Annotated in this window: 22 protein-coding genes; 11 read left to right on the forward strand and 11 right to left on the reverse strand. The window is 61.0% G+C overall.

The features are described from left to right. The first annotated feature begins 248 nt into the window (after positions 1 to 248). On the forward strand, positions 249 to 836 hold the full coding sequence (locus VXJ24_RS09800; protein ID WP_330972738.1) for an SIR2 family NAD-dependent protein deacylase: 588 nt from the start codon (positions 249 to 251) through the stop codon (positions 834 to 836). 62 nt (positions 837 to 898) lie between these two features. Here the strand turns inward: VXJ24_RS09800 and VXJ24_RS09805 are convergent, their stop codons facing one another. The 3 genes from VXJ24_RS09805 to VXJ24_RS09815 all read right to left on the reverse strand — a co-directional run bounded on the left by VXJ24_RS09805 (position 899) and on the right by VXJ24_RS09815 (position 4691). Next, on the reverse strand, positions 899 to 2443 hold the full coding sequence (locus VXJ24_RS09805; protein ID WP_330972739.1) for a DUF438 domain-containing protein: 1545 nt from the start codon (positions 2441 to 2443) through the stop codon (positions 899 to 901). Between the two features lie 31 nt (positions 2444 to 2474). Further along, entirely contained in the window at positions 2475 to 3125 is a 651-nt protein-coding gene (locus tag VXJ24_RS09810) for a cupin domain-containing protein (RefSeq protein ID WP_330972740.1), read from the reverse strand. Between the two features lie 210 nt (positions 3126 to 3335). Then, complete coding sequence (locus tag VXJ24_RS09815; protein ID WP_330972741.1) at positions 3336 to 4691, reverse strand: dihydrolipoyl dehydrogenase family protein; 1356 nt, start codon at positions 4689 to 4691, stop codon at positions 3336 to 3338. A gap of 157 nt (positions 4692 to 4848) precedes the next feature. Here VXJ24_RS09815 and VXJ24_RS09820 point away from each other — a divergent pair, with 157 nt between their 5' ends. Then, entirely contained in the window at positions 4849 to 5622 is a 774-nt protein-coding gene (locus VXJ24_RS09820; protein ID WP_330972742.1) for a MerR family transcriptional regulator, read from the forward strand. Here VXJ24_RS09820 and VXJ24_RS09825 read toward each other — a convergent pair. Then, positions 5619 to 5978 (reverse strand): DUF488 domain-containing protein, encoded by a 360-nt coding sequence (locus tag VXJ24_RS09825; protein WP_330972743.1) that lies wholly within the window; start codon positions 5976 to 5978, stop codon positions 5619 to 5621. The two genes, VXJ24_RS09820 and VXJ24_RS09825, sit on opposite strands and share 4 nt — an antisense overlap. Positions 5979 to 6181: 203 nt before the next feature. On the opposite strand from VXJ24_RS09825, the gene VXJ24_RS09830 reads away from it, so the two are divergent. The 3 genes from VXJ24_RS09830 (at position 6182) to VXJ24_RS09840 (ending at position 9211) form a co-directional block, all read left to right on the forward strand. Further along, complete coding sequence (locus tag VXJ24_RS09830) at positions 6182 to 6448, forward strand: NAD-dependent epimerase/dehydratase family protein (protein WP_330972744.1); 267 nt, start codon at positions 6182 to 6184, stop codon at positions 6446 to 6448. Between the two features lie 329 nt (positions 6449 to 6777). Further along, positions 6778 to 7740, forward strand: a complete 963-nt coding sequence (locus VXJ24_RS09835) for a tRNA dihydrouridine synthase (protein ID WP_330972745.1) — start codon at positions 6778 to 6780, stop codon at positions 7738 to 7740. A 199-nt stretch (positions 7741 to 7939) separates the two neighbouring features. Continuing rightward, positions 7940 to 9211, forward strand: a complete 1272-nt coding sequence (locus VXJ24_RS09840) for an ATP-binding protein (protein ID WP_330972746.1) — start codon at positions 7940 to 7942, stop codon at positions 9209 to 9211. A 96-nt stretch (positions 9212 to 9307) separates the two neighbouring features. Here VXJ24_RS09840 and VXJ24_RS09845 read toward each other — a convergent pair whose 3' ends face one another. From VXJ24_RS09845 to VXJ24_RS09855, 3 genes are all read right to left on the reverse strand, one after another. After that, the gene (locus VXJ24_RS09845) at positions 9308 to 9610 is read right to left on the reverse strand and encodes a YhbY family RNA-binding protein (RefSeq protein WP_330972747.1); all 303 of its coding nucleotides are present in this window, start codon (positions 9608 to 9610) and stop codon (positions 9308 to 9310) included. A 179-nt stretch (positions 9611 to 9789) separates the two neighbouring features. Then, positions 9790 to 10095, reverse strand: coding sequence for a YunC family protein (locus VXJ24_RS09850; RefSeq protein ID WP_330972748.1), 306 nt, complete (start codon positions 10093 to 10095; stop codon positions 9790 to 9792). Between the two features lie 79 nt (positions 10096 to 10174). Continuing rightward, the gene (locus VXJ24_RS09855) at positions 10175 to 10624 is read right to left on the reverse strand and encodes a hypothetical protein (protein WP_330972749.1); all 450 of its coding nucleotides are present in this window, start codon (positions 10622 to 10624) and stop codon (positions 10175 to 10177) included. A 180-nt stretch (positions 10625 to 10804) separates the two neighbouring features. Here VXJ24_RS09855 and VXJ24_RS09860 point away from each other — a divergent pair, with 180 nt between their 5' ends. The 3 genes from VXJ24_RS09860 (at position 10805) to VXJ24_RS09870 (ending at position 13736) form a co-directional block, all read left to right on the forward strand. After that, positions 10805 to 11578: a PhzF family phenazine biosynthesis protein gene (locus VXJ24_RS09860; protein ID WP_330972750.1), complete on the forward strand. Its 774-nt coding sequence runs from the start codon at positions 10805 to 10807 to the stop codon at positions 11576 to 11578. A gap of 1193 nt (positions 11579 to 12771) precedes the next feature. Next, positions 12772 to 13491, forward strand: a complete 720-nt coding sequence (locus VXJ24_RS09865) for an AEC family transporter (RefSeq protein WP_330972751.1) — start codon at positions 12772 to 12774, stop codon at positions 13489 to 13491. Beyond that, a complete protein-coding gene (locus VXJ24_RS09870; RefSeq protein WP_330972752.1) occupies positions 13476 to 13736 on the forward strand; it encodes a hypothetical protein in 261 nt (86 codons plus the stop codon). Before VXJ24_RS09865 ends, VXJ24_RS09870 begins: the two co-directional genes overlap by 16 nt. A gap of 108 nt (positions 13737 to 13844) precedes the next feature. Here VXJ24_RS09870 and VXJ24_RS09875 read toward each other — a convergent pair whose 3' ends face one another. From VXJ24_RS09875 to VXJ24_RS09885, 3 genes are all read right to left on the reverse strand, one after another. Then, on the reverse strand, positions 13845 to 14963 hold the full coding sequence (locus VXJ24_RS09875; protein WP_330972753.1) for a glycerol dehydrogenase: 1119 nt from the start codon (positions 14961 to 14963) through the stop codon (positions 13845 to 13847). A gap of 200 nt (positions 14964 to 15163) precedes the next feature. After that, positions 15164 to 15787 carry a TMEM175 family protein gene (locus VXJ24_RS09880; protein WP_330972754.1) on the reverse strand — a complete coding sequence of 208 codons (624 nt, stop codon included), beginning with the start codon at positions 15785 to 15787 and terminating at the stop codon, positions 15164 to 15166. 146 nt (positions 15788 to 15933) lie between these two features. Beyond that, positions 15934 to 16653, reverse strand: a complete 720-nt coding sequence (locus VXJ24_RS09885; protein WP_330972755.1) for a GntR family transcriptional regulator — start codon at positions 16651 to 16653, stop codon at positions 15934 to 15936. Between the two features lie 298 nt (positions 16654 to 16951). Here VXJ24_RS09885 and VXJ24_RS09890 point away from each other — a divergent pair, with 298 nt between their 5' ends. Genes VXJ24_RS09890 through uxaC form a run of 3 tightly spaced genes read left to right on the forward strand, consistent with a single transcriptional unit; the run spans position 16952 to position 21118 of the window. Beyond that, positions 16952 to 18568 (forward strand): mannitol dehydrogenase family protein, encoded by a 1617-nt coding sequence (locus tag VXJ24_RS09890; protein ID WP_330972756.1) that lies wholly within the window; start codon positions 16952 to 16954, stop codon positions 18566 to 18568. A gap of 28 nt (positions 18569 to 18596) precedes the next feature. After that, positions 18597 to 19691: a mannonate dehydratase gene (gene uxuA, locus VXJ24_RS09895; RefSeq protein ID WP_330972757.1), complete on the forward strand. Its 1095-nt coding sequence runs from the start codon at positions 18597 to 18599 to the stop codon at positions 19689 to 19691. 5 nt (positions 19692 to 19696) lie between these two features. Beyond that, positions 19697 to 21118, forward strand: a complete 1422-nt coding sequence (gene uxaC, locus VXJ24_RS09900) for a glucuronate isomerase (protein ID WP_330972758.1) — start codon at positions 19697 to 19699, stop codon at positions 21116 to 21118. Positions 21119 to 21515: 397 nt separating this feature from the next. Here the strand turns inward: uxaC and VXJ24_RS09905 are convergent, their stop codons facing one another. Then, the gene (locus VXJ24_RS09905; RefSeq protein ID WP_330972759.1) at positions 21516 to 21725 is read right to left on the reverse strand and encodes a hypothetical protein; all 210 of its coding nucleotides are present in this window, start codon (positions 21723 to 21725) and stop codon (positions 21516 to 21518) included. Between the last annotated feature and the right edge of the window lie 110 nt (positions 21726 to 21835).

Consider the following 21835-nt stretch of genomic DNA (forward strand, 5'->3'; position numbering starts at 1 on the left):
TGCATGTCCCGCTCTCCGGCATCGCAGCCACGGCCACGGTCCAGCCGAAGCTTCCTGCGAGCTTGCCTAAGCCGTTTGCAGTTCAGGGAGCCTAACTATGCCGGAGGTACTCAGCCATTTTTGCCGATTTCCATGAGCGCTTCGGAATCGAGGACATGTATACAGGAGGCTTCTATCCCTTCCCGGACAAGGAGACCTTATGGGCATGGTGGAGCCGATCGATCTGGCTGAACCGCTATGCGTGTCCCGTGGGCGAAGCATATAAGGACCTTGCCGCCCTGCTTCAAGGGCGCGACTACTTCGTGCTCACGACGAATGTGGACCATCAGTTCCAGCGCGCCGGAATAGAGAAGGAGCGGCTCTTCTATACGCAGGGCGACTACGGCCTTTTCCAGTGCTCCGTTCCCTGCCATCAGGAGACCTACGATAACAAGGACATGGTCGAGGCAATGGTGCGCGAGCAGAAGGATATGCGCGTGCCGTCAGAGCTTGTGCCGCGCTGCCCCCGGTGCGGCGAGCCCCTCGTTCCCAACCTGCGCTGCGACGACACGTTCGTCGAGGATGCAGGCTGGCATGCAGCAGCCGAACGCTATGACAAGTTCCTCAAGGACCACCGCCGGGACCGGGTCGTGCTGCTTGAGATCGGTGTCGGCGGCAATACGCCTTCGATCATCAAGTTCCCGTTCTGGCGCATGGCGCTCGGGAACAGGCACGCAACGTATGTCCAGCTCAATGCCGGCGAGGTCTTCGCTCCGGCGGAGCTTGCGGAGCGGGCCATCCTCGTCGATGGGGATGCAGCCAAGATGCTCTCCACGCTGAGGGAGAAGCTGGCATAGCATGAAAGAAGAGGCAGCTCCCTGGGAGCTGCCTCTTCTGGTGTCGCTGCCTTTCTTTCCCGCTATGCCTGCACAGGCGGCATGGGCGGCTTTGCGCCACCCTGGGCCAGGCCCTCGAGCTTCTCGAGGACGCCGTCGAACTGCTGTACGATCTCGAGCGTGCCCTGGTAGGTGCCGTCCTCATCGCGCACGGCAAGATACTGCACGCGGGTCGGGATGCCCTCCTTCGGCATCCATACCTCCATGCTGTCGCGTGTGCCGGCCTTGAAGTCGGCAATGAGGGAACGGACGATCGGCTGGACGCGGGGCGGATGGCAGCTCCAGACCTCGCGGCCGAGGCAGGAGAGCGGACGGGCAAAGACCTTGCCCTCGTTCGTGAAGAACTGCGTATGGTCCTCGGCGTCGACGAACGTGAGGTCGACCGGCAGGAGCTTCAAGATCAGGGAAAGCTGGGAGACCGTGAGCTTGCCGGTCGGCAGCGTCACATAGCCATCCTCGGAAGGAGTGGCTTCGCCCTTCTTTGCCTCGAGCTTTGTCCAGACCTCGCCGTCAAGCCACTTCGGGGCAGACTCGATGAAGGCCCAGCCGAAGTCAGGCAGGTCGCGGTAGACCTCATACCAGGTATCCTTGTCGAAGTTCTCCTGGCAGAGCGGGAAGAGGATCTGCTCCTCCTTGTAGATCATCTCGCGGATACGGGAGACGAGCTTCTCGAGACGGGGCGTGAGCTCTGCTGCGGTCTCTGCATTCCAGCTCCTCGAGATGTCGGAGAGCTCGTGCACGATCTCGTCGTCCACGCCCCACATGACATCAGAGGGGCCGGTGAAGCCTGCTTCGTAGAGAGGCGGCATCAGGAGCTCTTCCTTCTTTGCATAGTGCTTCCTGAGGTCGCGCAGGGCATTGAGCTGCTGCTTCACGCTATCGGCATCTCCTGCTGCAAGCGCCCTGTCGAGTGCATCGAGCACCTGCTCGAGCCCCGTGTTCTCGAGCTTCAGGATCGAGACGGGATGGCCCTGGGGAAGGGTGTTCGGCGTGAGGTTCGAGAGCGTGCATTCCTCTTCGGTCCTGCCGTGGAAGAGTGCGGAGTGTACGTCGCAGAGCTTCTGGACCTCAGGCACAGGCACGCCGCCCTCGATGAGCTTCTGCTCGGCGTGGGCGATCTCCTCTGCAGAGACCTGCGCAAAGTCGCGCACGAAGTCGGCGCGGACGCTCTCGAGGTCCTCGCCCTGAGAAAGGCGGGAGACGAAGCCTGCGAGCTCCTCCTCGCGTTCGGCTGCGGTCTTGGCGCCCTTGGGAGCAGCCGCCTCAGGAGCCTCGGCTGCCGGCTCAGGCCCGGCTGCGGGAGCAGGAGCCTCGGGCTCAGCTGCCTTCTGTGCCTCCTCATAGCCCTTGACAGCGAGGCCATGAGCCTGGAAGGTGCGGACAAGCTCGTCGAGATTGACGCCCCTGACGCTGCATCCCTTCCTGATTGTCATGAATTTCCCCATCGTCTGGAGCATCCCGGGCTTCACGATCTCCGAGAAGCCTGCTCCGGCCATAAGGTCCTTGACTTCAGGGTGTGCCGTGCATGTCTCAAAGACGCTGGCATCGAGATCTATCGCTTCTGCCATGATCCATATCCTTTCCGGCAGCGGGTTTCTATCAGATGAGGGAGATGAGGAGCGCCATCTTGAAGCGCTTGTCGGCGCGGATGGCGTGCCTGCCGCCCGCATCGAACTTGAAGGCAGAGCCTGCCGGGAAGGCGTGCTCCTTGCCTTCGTAGATGACGGTCGCCTCGCCGTCGAGGGCAAGCAGGAGCGCATCGCCCGGAGCGGCATGCTCGGAGAGGCCGGTACCGGCGTCGAATGCCATCTCGACGAGCTTCAGGTGTGCATTGTGGGCAAGGTCGCGGTTCACGATGCGGCCGTCAGCGTAAGGCACAGCATCTGCGAGCGTGAAGGCCTTGCCTGCCTCGGCGGGAAGGTTCGTGGCAGAGTCCTTTGCAAGAGCGATCTCGAGGTAGACGGTGTCCTCCGTCGCATGTTGGCCGGAAGGGACATCGATCGGCGTGAGGTAGGCGTCTCCTGCCTTGAGGGTGGCCGGATTGACTCCGGTCTCCTCGAGCGTGCCCGAGACGACATAGTGGATCTTCGGGTAGCTATAGAGCTCGGCCGAGATGTCGGTGTCTTGGCCGAGGCTGAAATAGGAGATGGTGTTGCCGCTCGAATCCTCGATGGCCTTGGAGATCGTGCAGCCCTCGGCTGCTGGATTCTCGTCTGCGATGGAGAAGGTGCGTCCTGCTGTCTCGTTCATAGGGTGCCTCCTGACTGATGTATCTTTGCTTCGCTGGAGACCAGCGTATTGGGTGCCTACCCCAAATTCCGTGGTTATGACAACACCTAGCGCAATAGTAGGAAAAAAATGATAGAAAAATGGTGCCAATTAGACGGAACGCGGTCTTTTCACATGAATGCGGCCTGGCGGGGATGCCGCCAGGCCGCAGGACAAGGTTGTGCCGCTTTTCTACTTCAGGGGCAGGAGCGGGATCAGCAGGGAGAGCATGCCCTGGGACTCAGTCGGGAACGTGAAGATAAGCTGGGAGAGCGCAAGGCCGCTCATCTTCTGCGAGATCACGAGCGCTGCGAGGTCGGCCCAGATGCCGGCATCCTCGCCGAAGAAGGCCGCGCCTTCAAGGAGCCCCGTCTCCTTCGAGAACACGAACGTGAACTCGGCGTCCATCTCGTTCTTTGCCTCGAAGAGGAGCCTCTTGCCGTACTCCACGGTCTCGGTGCGCCAGAGCTCGGGATGCTTCTCGGCTTCATCGAGCGTGACGCCGACCTGGGAGATGCGGGGCAGGGTGAAGACAAGGTTCGGGATGGCAGGATAGGAGATCGGGGCATCGGAGAGGCCGAGGATCTGCGCGGCGATGTAGTTCGATTCGAAGGTCGCGGTCGGTGTGAGCTTCGGGATGCGCTTTGCGACGCAGTCGCCCGAGGCATAGATGTTCGGCACGGAGGTCCTCATGTGATCATCGACCTCGATGCCGCGGGAGGAGCAGGCGATGCCCAGAGCTTCGAGGCCGAGGCCTTCCACATTTGCCTCGCGCCCCGTGGCGCCGAGGACATAGTCGGTCTCGAGCGCCTCTCCGTCGGCAAAGACAAGCTGGTAGGCATCTCCTGCCTTCCTCACCTCCGCCACATCGTGGTCGAGAAGGAACGTGACGCCTTCCTGCTCCATCTTCTGGACGACGCGGTCCACATACTTCTTCGGGTACATGCCGAGGATCCGCTGGTCGTGCTGGATGACAGCAGTCTCAGCACCGAGCTTGGCAGCGATGGAGGCAAACTCCATCGAGATGATGCCGGCGCCGATGAAGGCAATGCGTGCCGGGAACTGGTCGAGATCGAGGAAGTCGCGGCTGTCGTGGATATGCTCGGAACCGGGGATGGCGAGCTTTCGGGGGTGCTCTCCTGTGCCGATAACGATCGTCTCGGCCGTGATGCGCTCATCTCCTGCCTGGATTGTATGGGCATCGACGAGCGCTCCATGGGCATGGTAGACCGGCATGCCGGCCTGCTCGAACATGCCCTCGAGCACCGTGTGCATCGGGTTCACGACCTTCTTCTTGTAGGCCATGAGCTCCTTCCAGTTTACGGAAGGCACCGAATCGATGCCCATGCCGCGGAAGCGCTCGAGGCCATCCACATAGTCGAAAGGCGTATCGAGCAGGATCTTCGCATTGCAGCCCCAGTTTGTGCAGGTGCCGGCAACTGTATCCTCCTCGACAAAGGCAACGCGCTTTCCTGCTTTCCTGAGCATCAGCGCTGCATGCCATGCTGCGTGGCCTGAACCGATGAATGCGACATCGTAATCGTACATGGGAGCCTCCTGAATCCATGAAATATTGCGTGCAATATAATTGTGTACAATCAATATAGTAAGTCAAGCCAGATCCCGAAAAAGACAGCAGGAAGTTCTTGACCCTCACGCAACGTCAGGGTCTAGCATGCAGATGTCAGAGAGAAAGGAAGCGCCCGTGAGCGCACATGGCTATTCGATACAGGAGCTTGGCACGCTTGCCGGCGTGAGCGTGCGTACGCTTCGGCTCTACGACGAACGGGGGCTCCTCGTGCCGAAGCGGCAGGAGAATGGCTACCGCATCTATTCGGAGGCTGATGCAGCGCGGCTGCAGAAGATCCTTCTCTGGCGTGCCTGCGGGATGCCGCTTGCCCGCATAGGGGAGCTTCTCGAAAGACGCGGCGTGGATGAGGAAGAGGCGCTTCAAGAGCAGATAGCGCTGCTCGAGGAGCGCGAGCGCGGACTGCGTGCAGCACGGGAATGCGCCGAGCGCACGCTCGAGAACATGCAGAAAGGAAAGAAGATGAGCTCGGAGGAGAGGTTCCGTGGCCTCAAGGAGGCTGCAATCGAGGAGAACGAAAGGCGCTATGGCGGCGAAGCCAGGGCCCGGTACGGCGATGCAGCGGTCGACGCGGCAAACGAGGCTGTGCGGAGCATGGACAAGGACGAGTGGAATGACCTTGCAACGCTCGAAGGAAGAATCATCGTGCAGCTGAAGGCTGCCATGGAGTCCGGCGACCCGTCTGGCGCAGAAGCGGCGGAGCTCGTGCGCCTGCATGCAGCCTGGGTGCAGGCGCATTGGGGCAAGAGCCGTACGCTCACACATGAGATGCATGTGGGCCTGGGCCAGATGTATGTGGCAGATCCGCGCTTCCAGGAGTACTACGACTCCAGGGCAGGCGAAGGTGCCGCTGCATTCCTGGTCACCGCTATCGAGGCATCCGATATCTAGGCAAGCTGCTGCTCGAGCCATTCCTTGAGGATGGGGCCTTGGCTCAAGGCGGGGTCCTTGGCGCCGACGAGGAGTGTGATCGTCTCGGGCGCAAGCTCCTTGAGCTTTGCTGCCTCTGCTTTTGCCTCATCGGATGAGCTGAGCTCGGCCAGGTACTGCTGCCTGAACGTATCGAAGTTCTCCGGCTTGTGGCCGAAGGCCTTCCTTGCTTCGGTCGAGGGGGCAAAGCACTTTGCCCACTCGTCCATGTTGAGATTCTCCTTCTTGATGCCGCGGGGCCAGAGGCGGTCCACGAGCATACGGTAGCCGTCGTCGGGCGCTGCCGCCTCATAGGGGCGCTTGATCCTGATATCCATGGAGAGCCTTCCTTCTCTTGCTGTCTTCCCTATGGTAGGTCTCTTTCGCCGTGCAGATTCTCTGCTGTGCCGGCATGCAATGACAGATGTGAAAGCTAGAGGACAAGATGTGAAAGCTAGAGGACATATAGATAAGATTTGAAGCTCCTCCCGCCGCTATCGTTTCCTGCAATCGAAGGCTGGACAGATGGCGAGAGGATTCCATGGAGGAGTTCATGGTCGGCGGCACAGGGCTTCTGGGAAGCGAGGCGGCGCACGAGCTCATAGCCCGCGGCCATGAGGCGGCAACGCTCGCATTGCCGCCGCTGCCGGAAGGGGCGCCGCTTCCTCCGGAGATGAAGATCGAGTTCGGCAACTACCTCGAGATGTCAGATGATGAGCTCAAGGCCCACTTCTGCAGCTGCGATGACTTCATCTTCGCAGCAGGCGTCCCGTCTGGGTCTTCCTTGTCGAGTCCATTGCCAAGATGAAGAAGAACGTGCTCTTGACACGTGGCGGCACGGCCATGGTGACCGTGTGCCAGGTGGGCCAGGCGCTTGCCGGTGCCATCGAGCGCAGGATGTGCACTTTTCGGCCTCGTCAACTGCGCAGGAGGGGCTATGCCGGTATGGCTGGCAACGAGCCTCCTCAACATCGCGAATGGCCATGCACCTTGGCACAAGGCATAGAGATAAAAGAGTTGGACGGATTGCAGAAAGGGGAGATGCTCGGGGCATCTCCCTTCTTCTATATGCTGAGGGACTTCATGGCGGTGCGCCATCGGCGGATACAATGGAGTTGCTGTTTCTGCCGAGACGAGATGAAGGAGAAGCCTGTGAAGCTCTCGCTGGCACCTATGGAGGGAATAACCGGACCTGTCTTCCGCAAAGCCCATGCTTCCTGTTTCGGTGCGCTCGACAGCTGCTATCTCCCCTTCATCGCGCCGGCACATCCAGGGAAGGCCTTCACCGAGAAGACGCTGAAGGCATTGGGAAAACAGGATGGCCGCTCTGTCATCCCCCAGCTGCTGACGAAGGATGCCGACGATTTTGTCTGGACAGCGGGCCTTCTGGCCGAGCTCGGGTACAGCGAGGTCAATCTCAATCTGGGCTGTCCTTCCGGAACGGTTGTCGCAAAAGGCAAGGGCGCCGGGCTTCTGCGCGATGCGGAAGGGCTCGAGAGGTTTCTCCAGGACATCTGTGCCAGGTCGCCTCTGCCTGTCTCGGTCAAGACACGCCTGGGCCTTGCCGATGTCGGGGAATACGGGAGAATCCTTGCTGTCCTCTGCCGCTGCCCTCTGAAGGAGCTCATCGTCCATCCCCGGGTGAGGACAGAGCTCTACCGGGGGACACCGCATCTTTCATGCTATGGAGAGACGCTCGAGAAGGCACCCTTCCCTGTCGCATACAGCGGGGACATCTTCTCGGTCGCAGACTTCGAAGAGCTGCTGAGGAGCTATCCTGCGACCACGCATGTCCTCCTGGGCCGGGGCATCCTGGCAAATCCGGCCCTGGGGCGCATGCTAAAAGGCGGTCCTGCCGCTACAGCTGAGGAGATCAGGGAGTTCCATGACAGGCTATTCGAGGGATATGAGGAAGAGATGGGAGGCAATGCCCTCTTCCGCATGAAGGAGTGGTGGTCCTATGCGCGGTTCGCTTTCGCAGATCCGCAGAAGGTGTGGCGTCTTGTGAGGAAGGTCCGCAAGGCAGATGAGTACGAGAAGGCAGTGGAGCGTATCTTCAATGGGGTAGAGCTGGCAGATGAGGCGGTATATCGTCCCTGAAGTGCAATGAGCGCTGAGGTTTGGCTGCCCGAGCAATGTCGGAGACTGCGCCGGCAGCCAAACCCTAAAGCGGAACAGCAGCCAAACCCTAAAGCGGAACAGCAGCCAAACCCTAAAGCGGAACAGCAGCCAAACCCTAAAGCGGAACAGCAGCCAAACCCTAAAGTAGGGTACGATATTCCCTGATGGGAGGCCTAATATGAAATACATGCCTAGGATAGCTGACGAAGAGCTTTCAAAGCGTCTTGACCGTTCTGGTGCACTTCTTGTACGCGGGCCAAAGTGGTGCGGCAAGACGTCGACCTGTCAGCAGGTAGCAAAGAGCTCCCTTATGCTTCGCGATCCAGATGTGCTTGCTGCTAGCGCGGATGCACTTGAGATACAGCCGTCTCTCCTGCTGAGAGGAGGCAAACCGCGCCTGATTGATGAGTGGCAGGTAGCTCCTGTGCTCTGGGATACGGTAATCAATGCCGTGGATGTTGCGGGCGGCGTTCCAGGCCAGTATATCTTGACTGGTTCTGCAACTCCTCTCAGCCTCGACGAGGAGGATGCTCCGAAGCATACGGGAACAGGCCGTATCGCGCGCATGGAGATGGATACCATGACGCTGGAAGAGTCGGGGGATTCCTCCAAAGACGTGAGTTTGGCAAAACTCTTTGAGGAGAATGGGCGCGTTCAGGGAAGCTCGGATATCGATATCGAGGGCTATGCTGAACTCATCTGCAATGGAGGCTGGCCCGCGCCCATCTCGTTCGGAAGGCCAGATCCAGGCATCGCGGAAGATTACATAGAGGCGCTCTGCGAAACAGATGTCTCACAAGCTGCAAACCAGGATCTCGATTCATCAAGGACACGGGCTCTTCTGCGCTCTCTTGCGCGCTGCAGCGCTCAGGAAGCATCGTTGGCAACCCTTCTGGCAGATGTCCAGGACACGGTCAAGATCAGCGACCCGACGCTCAGGGTCTATCTCAATGCGCTGCGTAGGCTTTATGTCATTACTGATATCGAAGCCTGGGCTCCCAATCTTCGTTCCAAGACACCGCTTCGCAAGGCACGTGTCTGGCACCTGTGCGATCCGTCTCTTGCGGCAGCTGCGCTGGGCTGCAATGCGCAAGGACTGCTCAACGACCTGAATACCATGGGCTATCTGTTCGAGACGCTCTGCGTTCGCGATCTGCGCGTGTATGCACGTCCGCTCGGAGGGAGAATCTATCACTATCGAGACAAAAACGGCCTCGAGGCTGATGCTGTCATCCAGCTCAATGATGGGCACTGGGCTGGCATAGAGGTGAAGCTCGGAGGCAAGGACCGCATAGAGGAAGGCGCCGGCAATCTCTTGTCGCTATCTGAGAAGGTGGATCACGAGAAGATGGGTGCTCCGAGTTTCCTGATGGTGCTGACCGGGGGCAAGTATGCCTACACGCGGCCTGATGGTGTCCATGTCGTTCCGCTTGGCTGTCTGGCACATTGACCAGATGGCTCCATCTTTCGATGCTCCTCTGATACAAAGTCGGCCCGCCTCCATCTGGAAGCGGGCCGACTGGGCAATTGGCTGTCTGAGTAGGCTCTACTTGACGAGCTGGATCTTCTCCACATCGTCGCGGTGGGTCTCGCGGTAGAGCACGAAGCGGTGGCCGATGACCTGGACGACGGCAGAATGGGTCGGTCGGGAGAGGGCAATAGCAGCCTCGCGGGTGTCCATGCCAGCGCTTCCCTGGACAGAGCACTTCACCAGCTCATGGGCTTCGAGTGCATTGTCCATCTGGTGCACGACAGCATCCGTGATGCCTGCCTTGCCGATGCCGACGGTTGCCTCGAGCCTGTTGGCGAGGCTGCGGAGCTGCCTGATCTGGCGGCCGGTGAGTTCCATGGAATCCTCTTTCTGGAAAGTGCAGGCAGAGATGTCTGCCTGCCTCGTATCTGTGATGGGCCGGCAGCGGTGTCCGGCAATCTGGTCCACCCGATGATACGGTATCGGATGGCAGGATGAGGCAAATACTCCTGCAATCCATGAGCGGAAGGACAGACATGCAGGAGCTGCGCCCCTGCCTACTGCCGGTTCAGGATCCCTGCCGCCTCGCGGCCGCTCATGCCAGGCGTGATGCCAAGGGCTTCGGCGGCAGGCGTCATGCCGGTGATCTTGTTCGTGAGGACCTCATCGAAGCTCGACCCTGCGACACGCACGGCTGCATCGCCGAGCTGCTCTGCCTTCTCGAGGCTCAGGTATCCGCACATGAGAAAGCCCCTGGCACAGCGGATCACAAGCAGGTTTGCGTGTCCCTCGCCGGCAAGTGCCGGCACCATGGTTCCTTCTGCATATCCATTGTCCAGTCTGATGAGCTCGGTCGTAGTCATTGCTCCTCCTCTGTTCTGGCTGCTCTGACAGCTTGGATCGGTCCGCTTCGATGATACGGCGGATACATTTCCTGCTCGTTTACTTGGCAGGGCGTCCCTTGCGCTTCATCCTGATGGGAAGGGCCGCCAGGGCCTCGAGCGCCTTCTGGGCTGCCGCCTCTGCCCGAGCGATCTCGTCAGCGGCAAGGCCTGCCTCCTCGAAGGCTTCCTGTGCCGCTGCGGCATAGTCCCTCTTGTGCTTCTTGTTGAGGGCATTCCAGTCGATATGCGCAAAGCGGGGGACGAGCATATCGGCGCAGGGCAGCTTTCCCTGCTTCATGAGGACAGCGAGGACGGGATATCCTGCGTATCCTTGCCAGTAGCTTGCATTGTCGTTCGAGGAATACGTGTCTTCGGTCCAGCTGACCGTGTAGTGCTTGGCACCGTTCGAGGAAGCGACGTCTGCGGTGTCCTCTCCCATCTCGACCCTGCCATCGGCAAGGGCGCTCCATGCTTCATAGATCTTCTGCAGAGGCGGCAGCTTCTCCATGCTTCACCTTTCTCGCGGCTCTTCTGACTGCCATCATAGCCGTCCTTGGCAACAGGACTTCGCTTCAGGGTAGTGCCGTGCCGTCAAGAGTCTGTCTGCCTTTGCAGGCGTCCCTGGCAGAGAGCCGGGGCTGTGGGAGAATGGTCACGCTCTGGAAAGCGGCAGAAACAGGAGACTTCCATGAAGCAATACATTGTCGATGCCTTTACCGACCAGCTCTTTTGCGGGAACCAGGCTGCCGTCTGCGTCGTCGACGAATGGCCTACCGACCGGCTGATGCAAGACATCGCGAAGGAGAACCGGTTCTCGGAGACGGCATTCGTCGTGCGAGAGCAGCAAGGGTGGCATCTGCGCTGGTTCACGCCGGGCGGTGAGATCGACTTCTGCGGGCATGCGACCCTCGGCACCGCATTCGTGCTCTTCCGCTTCTATTGTCCGGATGCCGCATCCATTGCCTTCGACACGCAGGTGGGCAGGTGCTCTGTCGAGCGGCAGGGCGACCTCTATGTGATGGACTTTCCGTCCTACGCCTGCACAGCCGTTCCTGTCACTGATGCTATGGAGGCAGCGATTGGCGTGAGGCCCAAGGAGGCCTATCTCGACCGTGATCTTATGCTCGTGCTTCCCTCGGAGAAAGACGTCCGCGAGCTCCATCCCGACCAGGGACGCCTGAAGGAGCTGGACGGGCTTCTTGTGGCCGTGACGGCACGAGGCGAGAAATACGACTGCGTCTCGCGGGTCTTTGCACCCAAGCTCGCTATCGACGAGGATCCTGTAACCGGTAGCACGCACTGCATGATTGCGCCGTACTGGTGTGCAAGGCTGGGAAAGACGGAGCTCAGCTGCTATCAGGCATCCGAGCGGGGAGGCGAGCTTCGTGCCACCCTGGCGGACGGCCGTGTGAAGATTGCCGGCAAGGCGGTTCTGTTCGCGGAAGCGGAGCTGAGCGTCTAGCCGCCGATGCCTTGCCTTCAGGCCCGCCCGGCCAGCTGCAGCCACGTCTGCAGGTCCGTCCGGAAAAGCCAGGGAAATGCCCTTTCGGTATCGCAGTGGCCCGGGTGCCGGAGCGGCTCGCATGGGCCATAAGTCCGGCCCGGAGGCTCCAGTCTGTTCTATGTGCCATGGACACGCCGGACAGGTCCGCGGCAGTCTCCATCATCACGCACGCAAGCAGGCGCGCTGGCTGGCTCAAGGGCTGGGCTGCCCTCAACCGGGCAAAGGAGGCCGGGACGGAGGAAGAGCTCGCGGACAAGAAGAGCATGCGCATTGCCGATCCGTCGGGCTTCAGCAGGAATGCGTTCCTAGCGAAACTGGTCAGCGGGCAATCTCGGACAAGACCGTGTTGACAAAACACACGGAGCATGGCATCCATGCCAGGGGGCAGGATGGGCTCACGCCTCATGCCCTTTTCGAGCCACAGACGCTGGTCATGGCCCCCGGGCTAACGGCGGTCCAGATGGATTCGGCGCTGCGCATGCCGGGCGGGGCTGTCTGGCGGATGCCGAGGCGCGCGGCCGCACTCGGCAGGCTCTTTTCCTGGATGATGCGCTCCCCAGTGGCCGAGATGAAGGCCACAACAGGAACGCTCGGGAAGGAGCGGGAGCGCATGCCCAGCTGGCGGAAGAGAGAGTCTGTCCGCGAAGGCCTCGATGCGACGATCCGGTCCGCCGCAGCGCTGCCAGGGGCTTCAGGAGCATCGCCTGCTACAGAACGATGACATTCCTGAGATGGGGCCACCTGGGCTTCGCTTCCCAGAAGAAGCTGGCAGGTGTTGCCCGCCAGAAACAGCGAAGAGCCCTTTTTGCCGCTTCAGACGGCTGGCATGGCGCATGGAGCGCGCTCCGATGCGGTGCTTTGGAGACTGTGCCGCAGGGGCTTTCCGGGCTTCTTCTCCTGGCAGCCTGATGCCGTTCCCCGAGAATCATCAAGCGGCGAACGGTCTGAATGGCTGGCCGCCTCTAAGGAAGCTTTCTTTCAAGGGAGGACGCACGACCTGGTCCGGCTGCAGACTTTGGCGTTCTTGCCTGCATGTGGTAACCGGGGCGTTGCGGATCCGTCCGCTCGATGCGCCTGGGTCTACAATGCCTCAGACTGCGTCGCTGCCGGCTGGTGGCGCCACGGCGCAGGCGGATTGCGAAAGGAACCTTGTGGACAGCTTCATCTTCAGCGTCAATGCGACATTTCCCATCTTTCTTACCATGCTCCTGGGCATGTTCCTGCGGCATATCGGGCTGATGGACAGGCGCTTTGCAGACTACCTCAACGCCTTCGTGTTCAAAGTGGCCCTTCCCGTCCTGCTGTTCCAGGATCTTGCGACCCAGGATTTTGTGGCTGCCTGGGATGGGCGCTATGTGCTGTTCTGCTTCGTCGCTACAGCGGCGAGCATGGTGGCAATCGTGCTGCTGTCCCATCTGGTCGTGCACGATGTGGCCGAGCGCGGCGAATTCATCCAGGCGAGCTACCGCAGCTCGGCAGCGATTCTGGGCATTGCCTTCATCCAGAATGTCTATGGAAGCTCTTCGACCAGCATGGCGGCGCTCATGATCTTGGGGAGCGTTCCGCTCTACAACGTGGCTGCCGTAGTGGCGCTTACGCTCACGGCGCCAGGAGATGGCTCGTCTGGCCCTACGGTGGGCGCGCTGGTGCGCAAGGCACTCTTCGGCGTTGCGACCAACCCCATCATCCTGGGAATCGCTGCAGGGTTTGCCTGGTCGCTTCTGGGCCTGCCCATGCCCAAGATTCTGGCGTCGACCGTTGGCAACGTGGCGGTGCTCGCGACGCCTCTGGGTCTCATGGCTCTGGGGGCGGAGTTCAGGTTCCGCCTGCGCGCAGGAGCCTGGGCGCCTCTGCCGTGGCAAGCGTCGTGAAGCTTGTGGGGCTCGTCGTGGTCTTCATGCCCCTGGCTATCCATATGGGATTTCGCAACCAGCAGCTCATTGCCCTGCTTGTGATGCTGGGGTCTGCCTCCACGGTGAGCTGCTATGTTATGGCGCGCAATATGGGACACGACGGGACGCTCACCTCGACCATCGTGATGATGACAACGCTGGGATGTGCCCTGACGCTCACGCTGTGGCTCTGGATGCTGCGTGCCGGCGGCTTCGTGGCATAGGGAAGCATCGGCTCTGCGTCCTTTTCCCTGTCCCATAGGCAGGGAAAAGGGGACCCTGGCCTGGCCAGAATCCCCTTCTTCATGCGGCGGATGGGGCAGGAGTGCCTGCTAGCAGGCAGTGGAGCCCTCGCCCTTGGAAGCAAGCAGTGCCTCGCCCTGGGCATTGGTCGCGACGATGGCGGCATAGAGTTCGTCGGGCGTGACATCGCCTGCAAGGTTGTGGATCGTCTCGCCGGGGACGCAGGCATGCTCTGCGATCGTATGGATCTGCTCGTCGGTCGTGACGCCGAGCTCTTCGAGCGTCACAGGCAGGCCGACATCCAGGCAGAAGTCCTGGATGTCCTCGAACTCCTCCTTCGTGGCACCTTCGAGCGTGAGCTGGACCAGCGTGCCGAAGGCGACGCAGTTTCCGTGCGGCACGCTATGGCCGCCGAGTGCCGTGAGCCCGTTATAGAACGAGTGGGCAGCAGCGCAGTTCACGTTGTCTGCGCCCACGCCGGACAGATAGACGTTTGCCTCGATGATTGCATCGAGTGCCGGCGTGACCACATGGTTCTCGCAGGCAGCAAGAGCCTGCTTTCCGTAGTTCCTGAGTGTCTCGTAGCAGAGCTTTGCCAGTGCCATGCCGGCACGCGTGATGCCGGTGCCTTCAAGGCTCGGGGACTCGGTGCGGATGGAGGCGCGGCCCTCGAAGTAGGTGCCCAGAGCATCGCCCATGCCGGCAATGAGGAAGCGTGCCGGTGCATCAGCGATGACCTGGGAGTCGACCATCACGGCGTCCGGGTTCTGGGGATAGAAGAGATACTTGTCGAAGCTGCCGTCGTCGTTGTAGATGACGGAGAGTCCGGTGCAGGGGGCATCGGTCGCGGCGACCGTCGGGATGATGACGACCTTCTTGCCGGTGTAGTAGGCTGTCGCCTTTGCGGTATCGACTGCCGAGCCGCCGCCGCAGGCGACCACGGCGTCGATCTTGTCCTCTTCGACGATCTTCTTCATCTTGGCAATCTCGCCCTTGCTCGAGATGCCGCCGAAGACCTCGTAGCGGCGATAGCTTGAGTCATCGCCGAAGCTCTGCTCGATCTTGTCGTGACAGGCCTTGTAGCCGCTCTTGGAGCAGATGAAGAGCCAGCGGCTCCCCATGTATCCCATCTCGTCCTTGAACTTCAGGAGCGCATCCTTGCCCTGGACATACTTCAGGGGCTCGCGCATTGCACGAAGAAGCTTCATCGTTATCCTCTCCTTTTTTGCCATGTGCCGGCATCGCAGGTTCCGGGAAGCCGAAGACCGCTGTGCGGCCCTGGCGGCCTTCCTGTGTTGATACCCCCCCAGCCGTCGCTCTGGCATGGAAAGGGAGAAGAAGACAGCTGTCGGAAAGAAGGCGCCGTGCCGCTCTTTGGCATCTGCCGGACGGAGCCTTCTTCTCTTTCCTACCGCGCCCCGTCTTCGCTGTCCGAGGACATGAAATCGAGCAGATGCACGATTCTCAGGTCAGGGACCACCCAGAATGCGAAGGCAAGCGCTATGGCGGCCAAGGCGATATGCGTCTGGGGAGCAAAGATTGCCAGAACGATGCCAGCAACTTCCAGGCCAAGCGTTGCGCGCTCCTTCACCAGCGAGCGCTTCTGGAGCTCTTCCATGCCCGTGACGGAGTACTGGCACGCCAGGTCGTGGCGGATGACGCGCTCGAGGTTCATGTAGGAAAGCGACAGCAGCAGGTTGAGCACGACGTAGACGGTGGTCGGAAGCGTCTGGAAATGGGTCTTCTGGAGCCAGTCGGTCGCTACCGGCATGAAGGACATGACAAAGAGGAAGAGCAGGTTCGACCACAGCATCCTGCCGTCGACCCGCTGCACCAGATTCAGCAGATGGTGGTGGTTGTTCCAGTAGGTGCCGACGCCGACGAAGCTGATTGCGTAGGAAAGCACTGCCGGGCCGAGCGAGGCAAGGTCTTCGAACGTCGCTCCTTCAGGAGCCGAGATGGTAAGGACCATGATCGTGATGATGATTGCAATGACGCCGTCGCTCATGGCTTCCATACGCCCTTTTGGCATGAGCCCGCCTTTCTGATCGCTTTTCCGAAGGGCCAAAGCCCCTCTCTGCTCCCGATTGTAGAAGATGCGCGGCAGAGCGGCAGTGCGGGCTGCTGCATGCTCGAGAAGATGTCTTTAGCCGACGGGGCTGATGCTTCTGGGCAGGCTCAGGCGCGGCCATGCGCTTGCTTCTGGGGGCGGTCCTCGATGAAGTAGGTGGGGAAGCGGTCGATGACGGCAGAGGATTCCTCGAACAGCAGATGCAGGTGGTTGCTGACCAGAAAGTCGGTCTCCTCTGCATCGTGGCCGGAGATTGCGTCGAAGATCCTGTCATGCTGGTGCATGATCGCATTCCAGTCGAGCTTCTCTGTCAGCACGCGCAGCCACCGGTAGCGCTGCAGGTCCATATCGAGGGTGCCGAGCCACTCCCAGACCCGGTCCCTTCCGGCGATGCGGTAGAGCGCCTCGTGGAACTCGTTGTCGCTGTCGAAGAACTCCCGTGTCCCGTGGGACGCGCAGGCATCCTGGGCACGGTGCATGATCTGGGAGAGCAGCTCCTCGCCCGCGGCATCGATGCGTGCACAGCATTCGACGGCGACCTGGCGCTCGAGGGTCTCGCGCACATAGCGTGCGCATTCGACAGAGCGCAGGCTGATGCAGCGCACGTAGGTGCCGCTCTGGGGAACGGTCTCGACCAGCCCCTCCTGCCTGAGGCGTACCAGGGATTCGCGGACCGGGGTCCTGCCCATATCGAGATCCTGGCACAGGTCCTTGACCTGGAGCCTGTCTCCGGGGGCATAGGTCGCATACAGGATGCCTTCGCGGATGGTCTCGTAGGCTCTGAGCTGGAGGCTCTCTCCTGATTCCTGGGTCTGCTCGTCTGCCATGACAGCTCCTTGGTTGGTATTGATGACGCTCAAGAGTATATTAGTTCATTTTCATGCGGTAGCGAACCGGCGTGATTGATATACGAGTATGGTCAGAGGAGTTCATCGAATGGTGCACGGATTCTGGGTCTGTTTGGGCATATTTGAGGTCTTGACAAGAATTGGTATCAGACAGTGACCGAAATCTCAAGAATTTCAGGCGAAACTGTACTATACAAAGCATCTCAACTGATATACTAGTAACAGCATCAATACCAAGCAGGAGCCCGAACAGCGCCCTAAAGTCAAGGAGATCGACATGTTGTCCCTCAAACAGTGGCAGAGCCAGCGCAGGGAATTCGAGGAATACGGCATCAGGCTGCCGAAAGGCGACGTCGATGCCGTGCGCGAGGCCGGCAGGAAGCAGCCGGTGTGGATCCATGTGGGAGGTGGCAATCTCTACCGTGCCTTCCATGCAGCGATCGCCCAGGACCTGATCGATGCAGGAGAGCTTTCCCGCGGCGTCGTCGTCATGGAGACCTTCCGTCCCTTCACGGTCGACGAGCTCTACAGGCCATATAACGACGATATCCTCCAGGTCGTCATGAATCCCGACGGCTCGCTTTCGGAGCGCGTGCTTGCCTCCACGGCAGATGCGCTCTTCGCGAATGCGGAGCGTCCCGAGGACTGGGCACGTGCCAGGGCCTACTTCGAGAGCCCCGAGCTCCAGCTCGTCACGGTGACGATCACCGAGAAGGGCTATGCCCTGCGCACGGCAGATGGCAGCTTCTCTGCCCAGGCAGAGAGCGACTTCGCTTCCGGCCCCGCTGCGCCGGAGACGACGATGGGGACCTTCGCGGCACTGCTCCATGCCCGCTACCAGGCAGGCGCTGCCCCCATCGCCATGGTCTCGACCGACAACTTCAGCCGCAACGGCGAGCATTTCCGCACGGCGGTCCTCGATGTCGCCCAGGCATGGCAGGAGAACGGATTCGTGGACGGGGGCTTTGTCTCCTATGTGTCCGACGAGTCCCAGGTGAGCTTCCCCTGGACCATGATCGACCGCATCACGCCGAACCCCTCCCCCGAGACGGAGGCGGCCTTGAAGGAGCAGGGCTTCGACGACCTGCCGCTCATCGCTGCCGGCCGTGCGCACTTCGCCGGCTTCTCCAACACCGAGCAGGCGCACTACCTCGTCGTCGAGGACTCCTTCCCGAACGGCCGCCCCGACCTTTCGGCCGGCGGCGTCATCCTCTGCGACCGCGAGACGGCTGAGCGTGCCGACACGATGAAGGTCACCGCCTGCCTGAATCCGCTCCACACGACGCTTGCCGTCTATGGGTGCCTTCTCGGCTATACGCGCATCTGGCAGGAGATGGAAGACCCGGATCTGGTGGCGCTGATCCGCCATATCGGCTACGACGAGGACCTGCCCGTCGTCGTCGATCCCAAGGTGATCGACCCAGGCTCCTTCATCGACGAGCTCCTCGAGAAGCGCCTGCCGAACAAGGCGCTTCCCGATGCGCCGCAGCGCATCGCGACCGATACCTCCCAGAAGGTGCCGGTGCGCTTCGGGCATACGCTCAAGGCCTATGCAGATGATCCGGATCTCGATCCGTCCAGCCTGACCTTCATCCCCCTCGCGATCGCAGGGTGGCTGCGCTACCTGATCGGCGTGGACGACAATGGCGCTCCGTTCGACCCCAGCCCCGATCCGCTCCTGGACGAGCTCCAGGCACAGCTCTCTCCGCTTTCGCTTGGCTGTGCCGATGCGGCATCCGTGCATGCCGCGGCAGGGCCGATCCTTTCGAACAGGGAGATCTTCGTCGTCGACCTCTATGAGGCGGGGCTCGGCGCGAAGGTGGAGCAGATGCTGCTCGAGGAGCTTTCCGGTCCGGGAGCCGTTGCAGCAACGATCAAGCACTATGTCGGATAGGCATCACAGCGAAAAGAGGATTCCGCTCATGAAGATGACATTCAGGTGGTACGGGGAAGGGTCCGATCCGATCCCTCTGGACTACATCCATCAGATCCCGGGCGTCTCGGGCATCGTCGGATGCCTGATGGACGTGCCGGCAGGCGAGGTATGGCCGAAGGAGAAGATCGCGGCGCTCGTGGGCCAGGCGGCGGAGCATGGCCTCGAGTGCGAGGTCATCGAGTCCGTGAACATCCACGACGACATCAAGGCAGGCCTTCCCTCCCGCGACCGCTACATCGAGAACTACAAGGAGACCATCAGGAATCTCGCCGAGTTCGGCGTCAAGGTCATCTGCTACAACTTCATGCCGGTCTTCGACTGGGTGAAGTCCGACCTCGACTATCGCCTTCCCGACGGATCCTCCACGCTCTGCTTCAGGAAGGAGGACATCCCCGACGACCCGGACGCGCTGCTCGAGCGCTACGCGCACGGCACGGACGGCTATGTCCTTCCCGGCTGGGAGCCCGAGCGCCTCGCCCACCTGAAGGAGCTCTTCGAGCTCTACAAGGACGTCGACGAGCAGGCCCTGCGCGACAACCTCGTCTACTTCCTCAAGGCCATCATCCCGACCTGCGAGGAGTGCGGCGTGAAGATGGCAATCCATCCGGACGATCCCCCCTACTCGATGTTCGGCCTTCCCCGCATCATCAAGAGCCGCGACGACCTCGACTGGCTCTGCCGTGCGGTCGATTCCCCCGCGAACGGCATCACGCTCTGCTGCGGGTCGATCGCGGAGGAGCCCGCAAACGACGTCTACGCGATCCTCGACGAGTTCTCTAAGCGCGGACGCATCCACTTCGTCCACATGCGCAACATCCGCTATCTCGAGCCGGGAAAGAGCAAGGACTTCTACGAGGCGCCGCACCTGTCCCGCGAAGGCTCGCTCGATGTCTGGCGCATGTGCCGGGCGCTCTTCGAGAACGGGTTCGACGGCTATATCCGTCCCGACCATGGCCGCATGATCTGGGGCGAGACCGGACGTCCGGGCTATGGCCTCTATGACAGGGCGCTTGGCTGCACCTACATCAACGGCATCTGGGAGACGCTCGAGAAGGACGCCGCCCTTGCCAAGGAGGCATGATCTCCATGTTCATGGACGATGATTTCCTGCTCGACACCGAGTGGGCCAGAAAGCTCTTCCATGGGCATGCAGAAGGCCAGCCCATCATCGACTACCACTGCCATCTCGATCCGGCCCAGGTCGTCGAGGATGTGCACTTCAAGGATCTGACCCAGCTGTGGCTCTTCGACAATGGCGGAGGCGACCATTACAAGTGGCGCCTGATGCGTGCGGAGGGCGTGCCGGAGCGCCTGATCACCGGCGACGGGGAGCCATACGAGAAGTTCTGTGCCTATGTCCGCACGATCGGGCGGGCACCAGGCAATCCGCTCTATGAGTGGAGCCATCTGGAGCTGCGCCGTGCCTTCGGGATAGACCTCACAATCACGGAGAAGAATGCGCCCGAGATCTGGCGGCGCGCAAACGAGCGCATTGCAGAGCCTGGCTTTTCTGCCCGCGGCCTCATCCGCCGCTTCGGCGTGCGCTGCATCTGCACGACCGACGATCCGGCATCCGATCTTTCCTGGCACAGGAAGCTCGCCGAAGAGAGGGACCCCGGCTTCAAGATGCTGCCGACCTTCCGTCCTGATGCCCTCTCCGCTATCGAGGCAGAAGGATTTGCGTCCTATATGCAGCGTCTCTCGGCAGCGTCCGGTATCGAGATCGTGGACTGGAAGAGCCTTAAGGAGGCAGCAGCGCAGCGCGTGGAGGCGTTCCACACGGTGGGCGGCCGTCTTGCTGACCATGGACTCAACAGCTTCAGGTTCGTCGCGGCAGATGAGGAAGAGGTCGCGGCCATCGTCGCTAAGGCGCTTGCCCATGAGCCGGTCTCTCCTCAGGAGGCAGAGGCCTACCGCACGGCACTCACGCTCTTCCTGATGGGGGAGTACGAGTCCCATGGCTGGACGCTCCAGCTCCACATGAATGTCTTCCGCAATGCGAATACCCGCCGCTTCCAGGAGCTTGGTCCTGACACCGGCTTCGATTCGGTCGGAGACCAGCCGGGCCTGGTGCATGAGGTGGCATCGCTTCTCGATGCAGCGCAGACGCACTCTGCGCTTCCGCGCACGATACTCTACTCTCTCGACGAGGCGCAGTGGATGGGGCTTGCGACCCTCATGCAGTCCTTCCAGGGCGGCGTGCGGCAGCGCATGCAGCTGGGATGCGCCTGGTGGTTCTCCGATTCCTTCGCAGGGATAACGAGGCAGCTCGAAGTGTTTGCCCAGGAGAGCCTGCTTGCCAACTTCTGCGGCATGCTGACCGACTCGCGCAGCTTCCTGTCGTATCCTCGCCATGAGTACTTCCGGCGTGTCCTGTGCCGCCTGCTTGGGCAGTGGGCAGAGCAGGGAAGAATTCCTGCCGACGAAGAATGGCTCGGCGGGATCGTGGAGGACATCTCCTACAGAAATGCCCGCGACTACTTCGGCTTCTTCGAAGAAGAGCGCTAAGCCAGAAAACATGCAGAATGCCTCCCGGCAAGGCCGGGAGGCATTCTGCTCTTTAGCCTGGCTCTCCCCGCATGAAGCGGCGTGCCTCAAAGTCCTTGCTCGCAGAAGCAATGGCATGCACCCTGGCTGCTATTTCAGCTCATGGCGTCAGAAACTGCCGAGAGGGAAGAGAGCTCTGCCTCGGCAGGGTTGAACAGGCGCTCGGTGTGTGCTGCCCGGTTCCTCACGCGGAGTATTCCGTTCAGCAGGTGCTGGAACTCCTTCCTTCTCGTCCCCTTCGGCCACGCGCGATAGAGGCACGTCCTCCATATCGCGGTCTCGCGGGAACGGTCGGTGAGATGGACCCAGAATCCCAGCGCTCGCACATCACGCGGTCGTAGGCATTTCGCAGCGCGACCTAGAAGCGGCAGATTTTGCGCATGACTACCTGCGTGAGGGTGGCGTTCCACTCGTAGAGGTCCAGCGCCTTCTCTATGCCGCCGCACGACGCGAGGTAGGGTGCGAGGCGCTCGGGCGAGAGCCATCGCTCTGCCCACGCGCTTGCTTCATCGCCCTCGGAGAGGCATTTGACGTTTTCGTCGATGGGACTGCCAGGTTCTTCGTGCATCGAAGACCCCCTATATACAGATCGAGGTCCGGTGACTTGAATCAGAGGTCATTCCCGGGCCCAACGACAGATATCTCACCTGCTTTCGCGAAGTCCAAGAAGAGGACTCG

It is taken from the genome of Olsenella kribbiana, assembly GCF_036408795.1.
Taxonomy (GTDB): Bacteria; Actinomycetota; Coriobacteriia; order Coriobacteriales; family Atopobiaceae; genus Olsenella_L; species Olsenella_L kribbiana.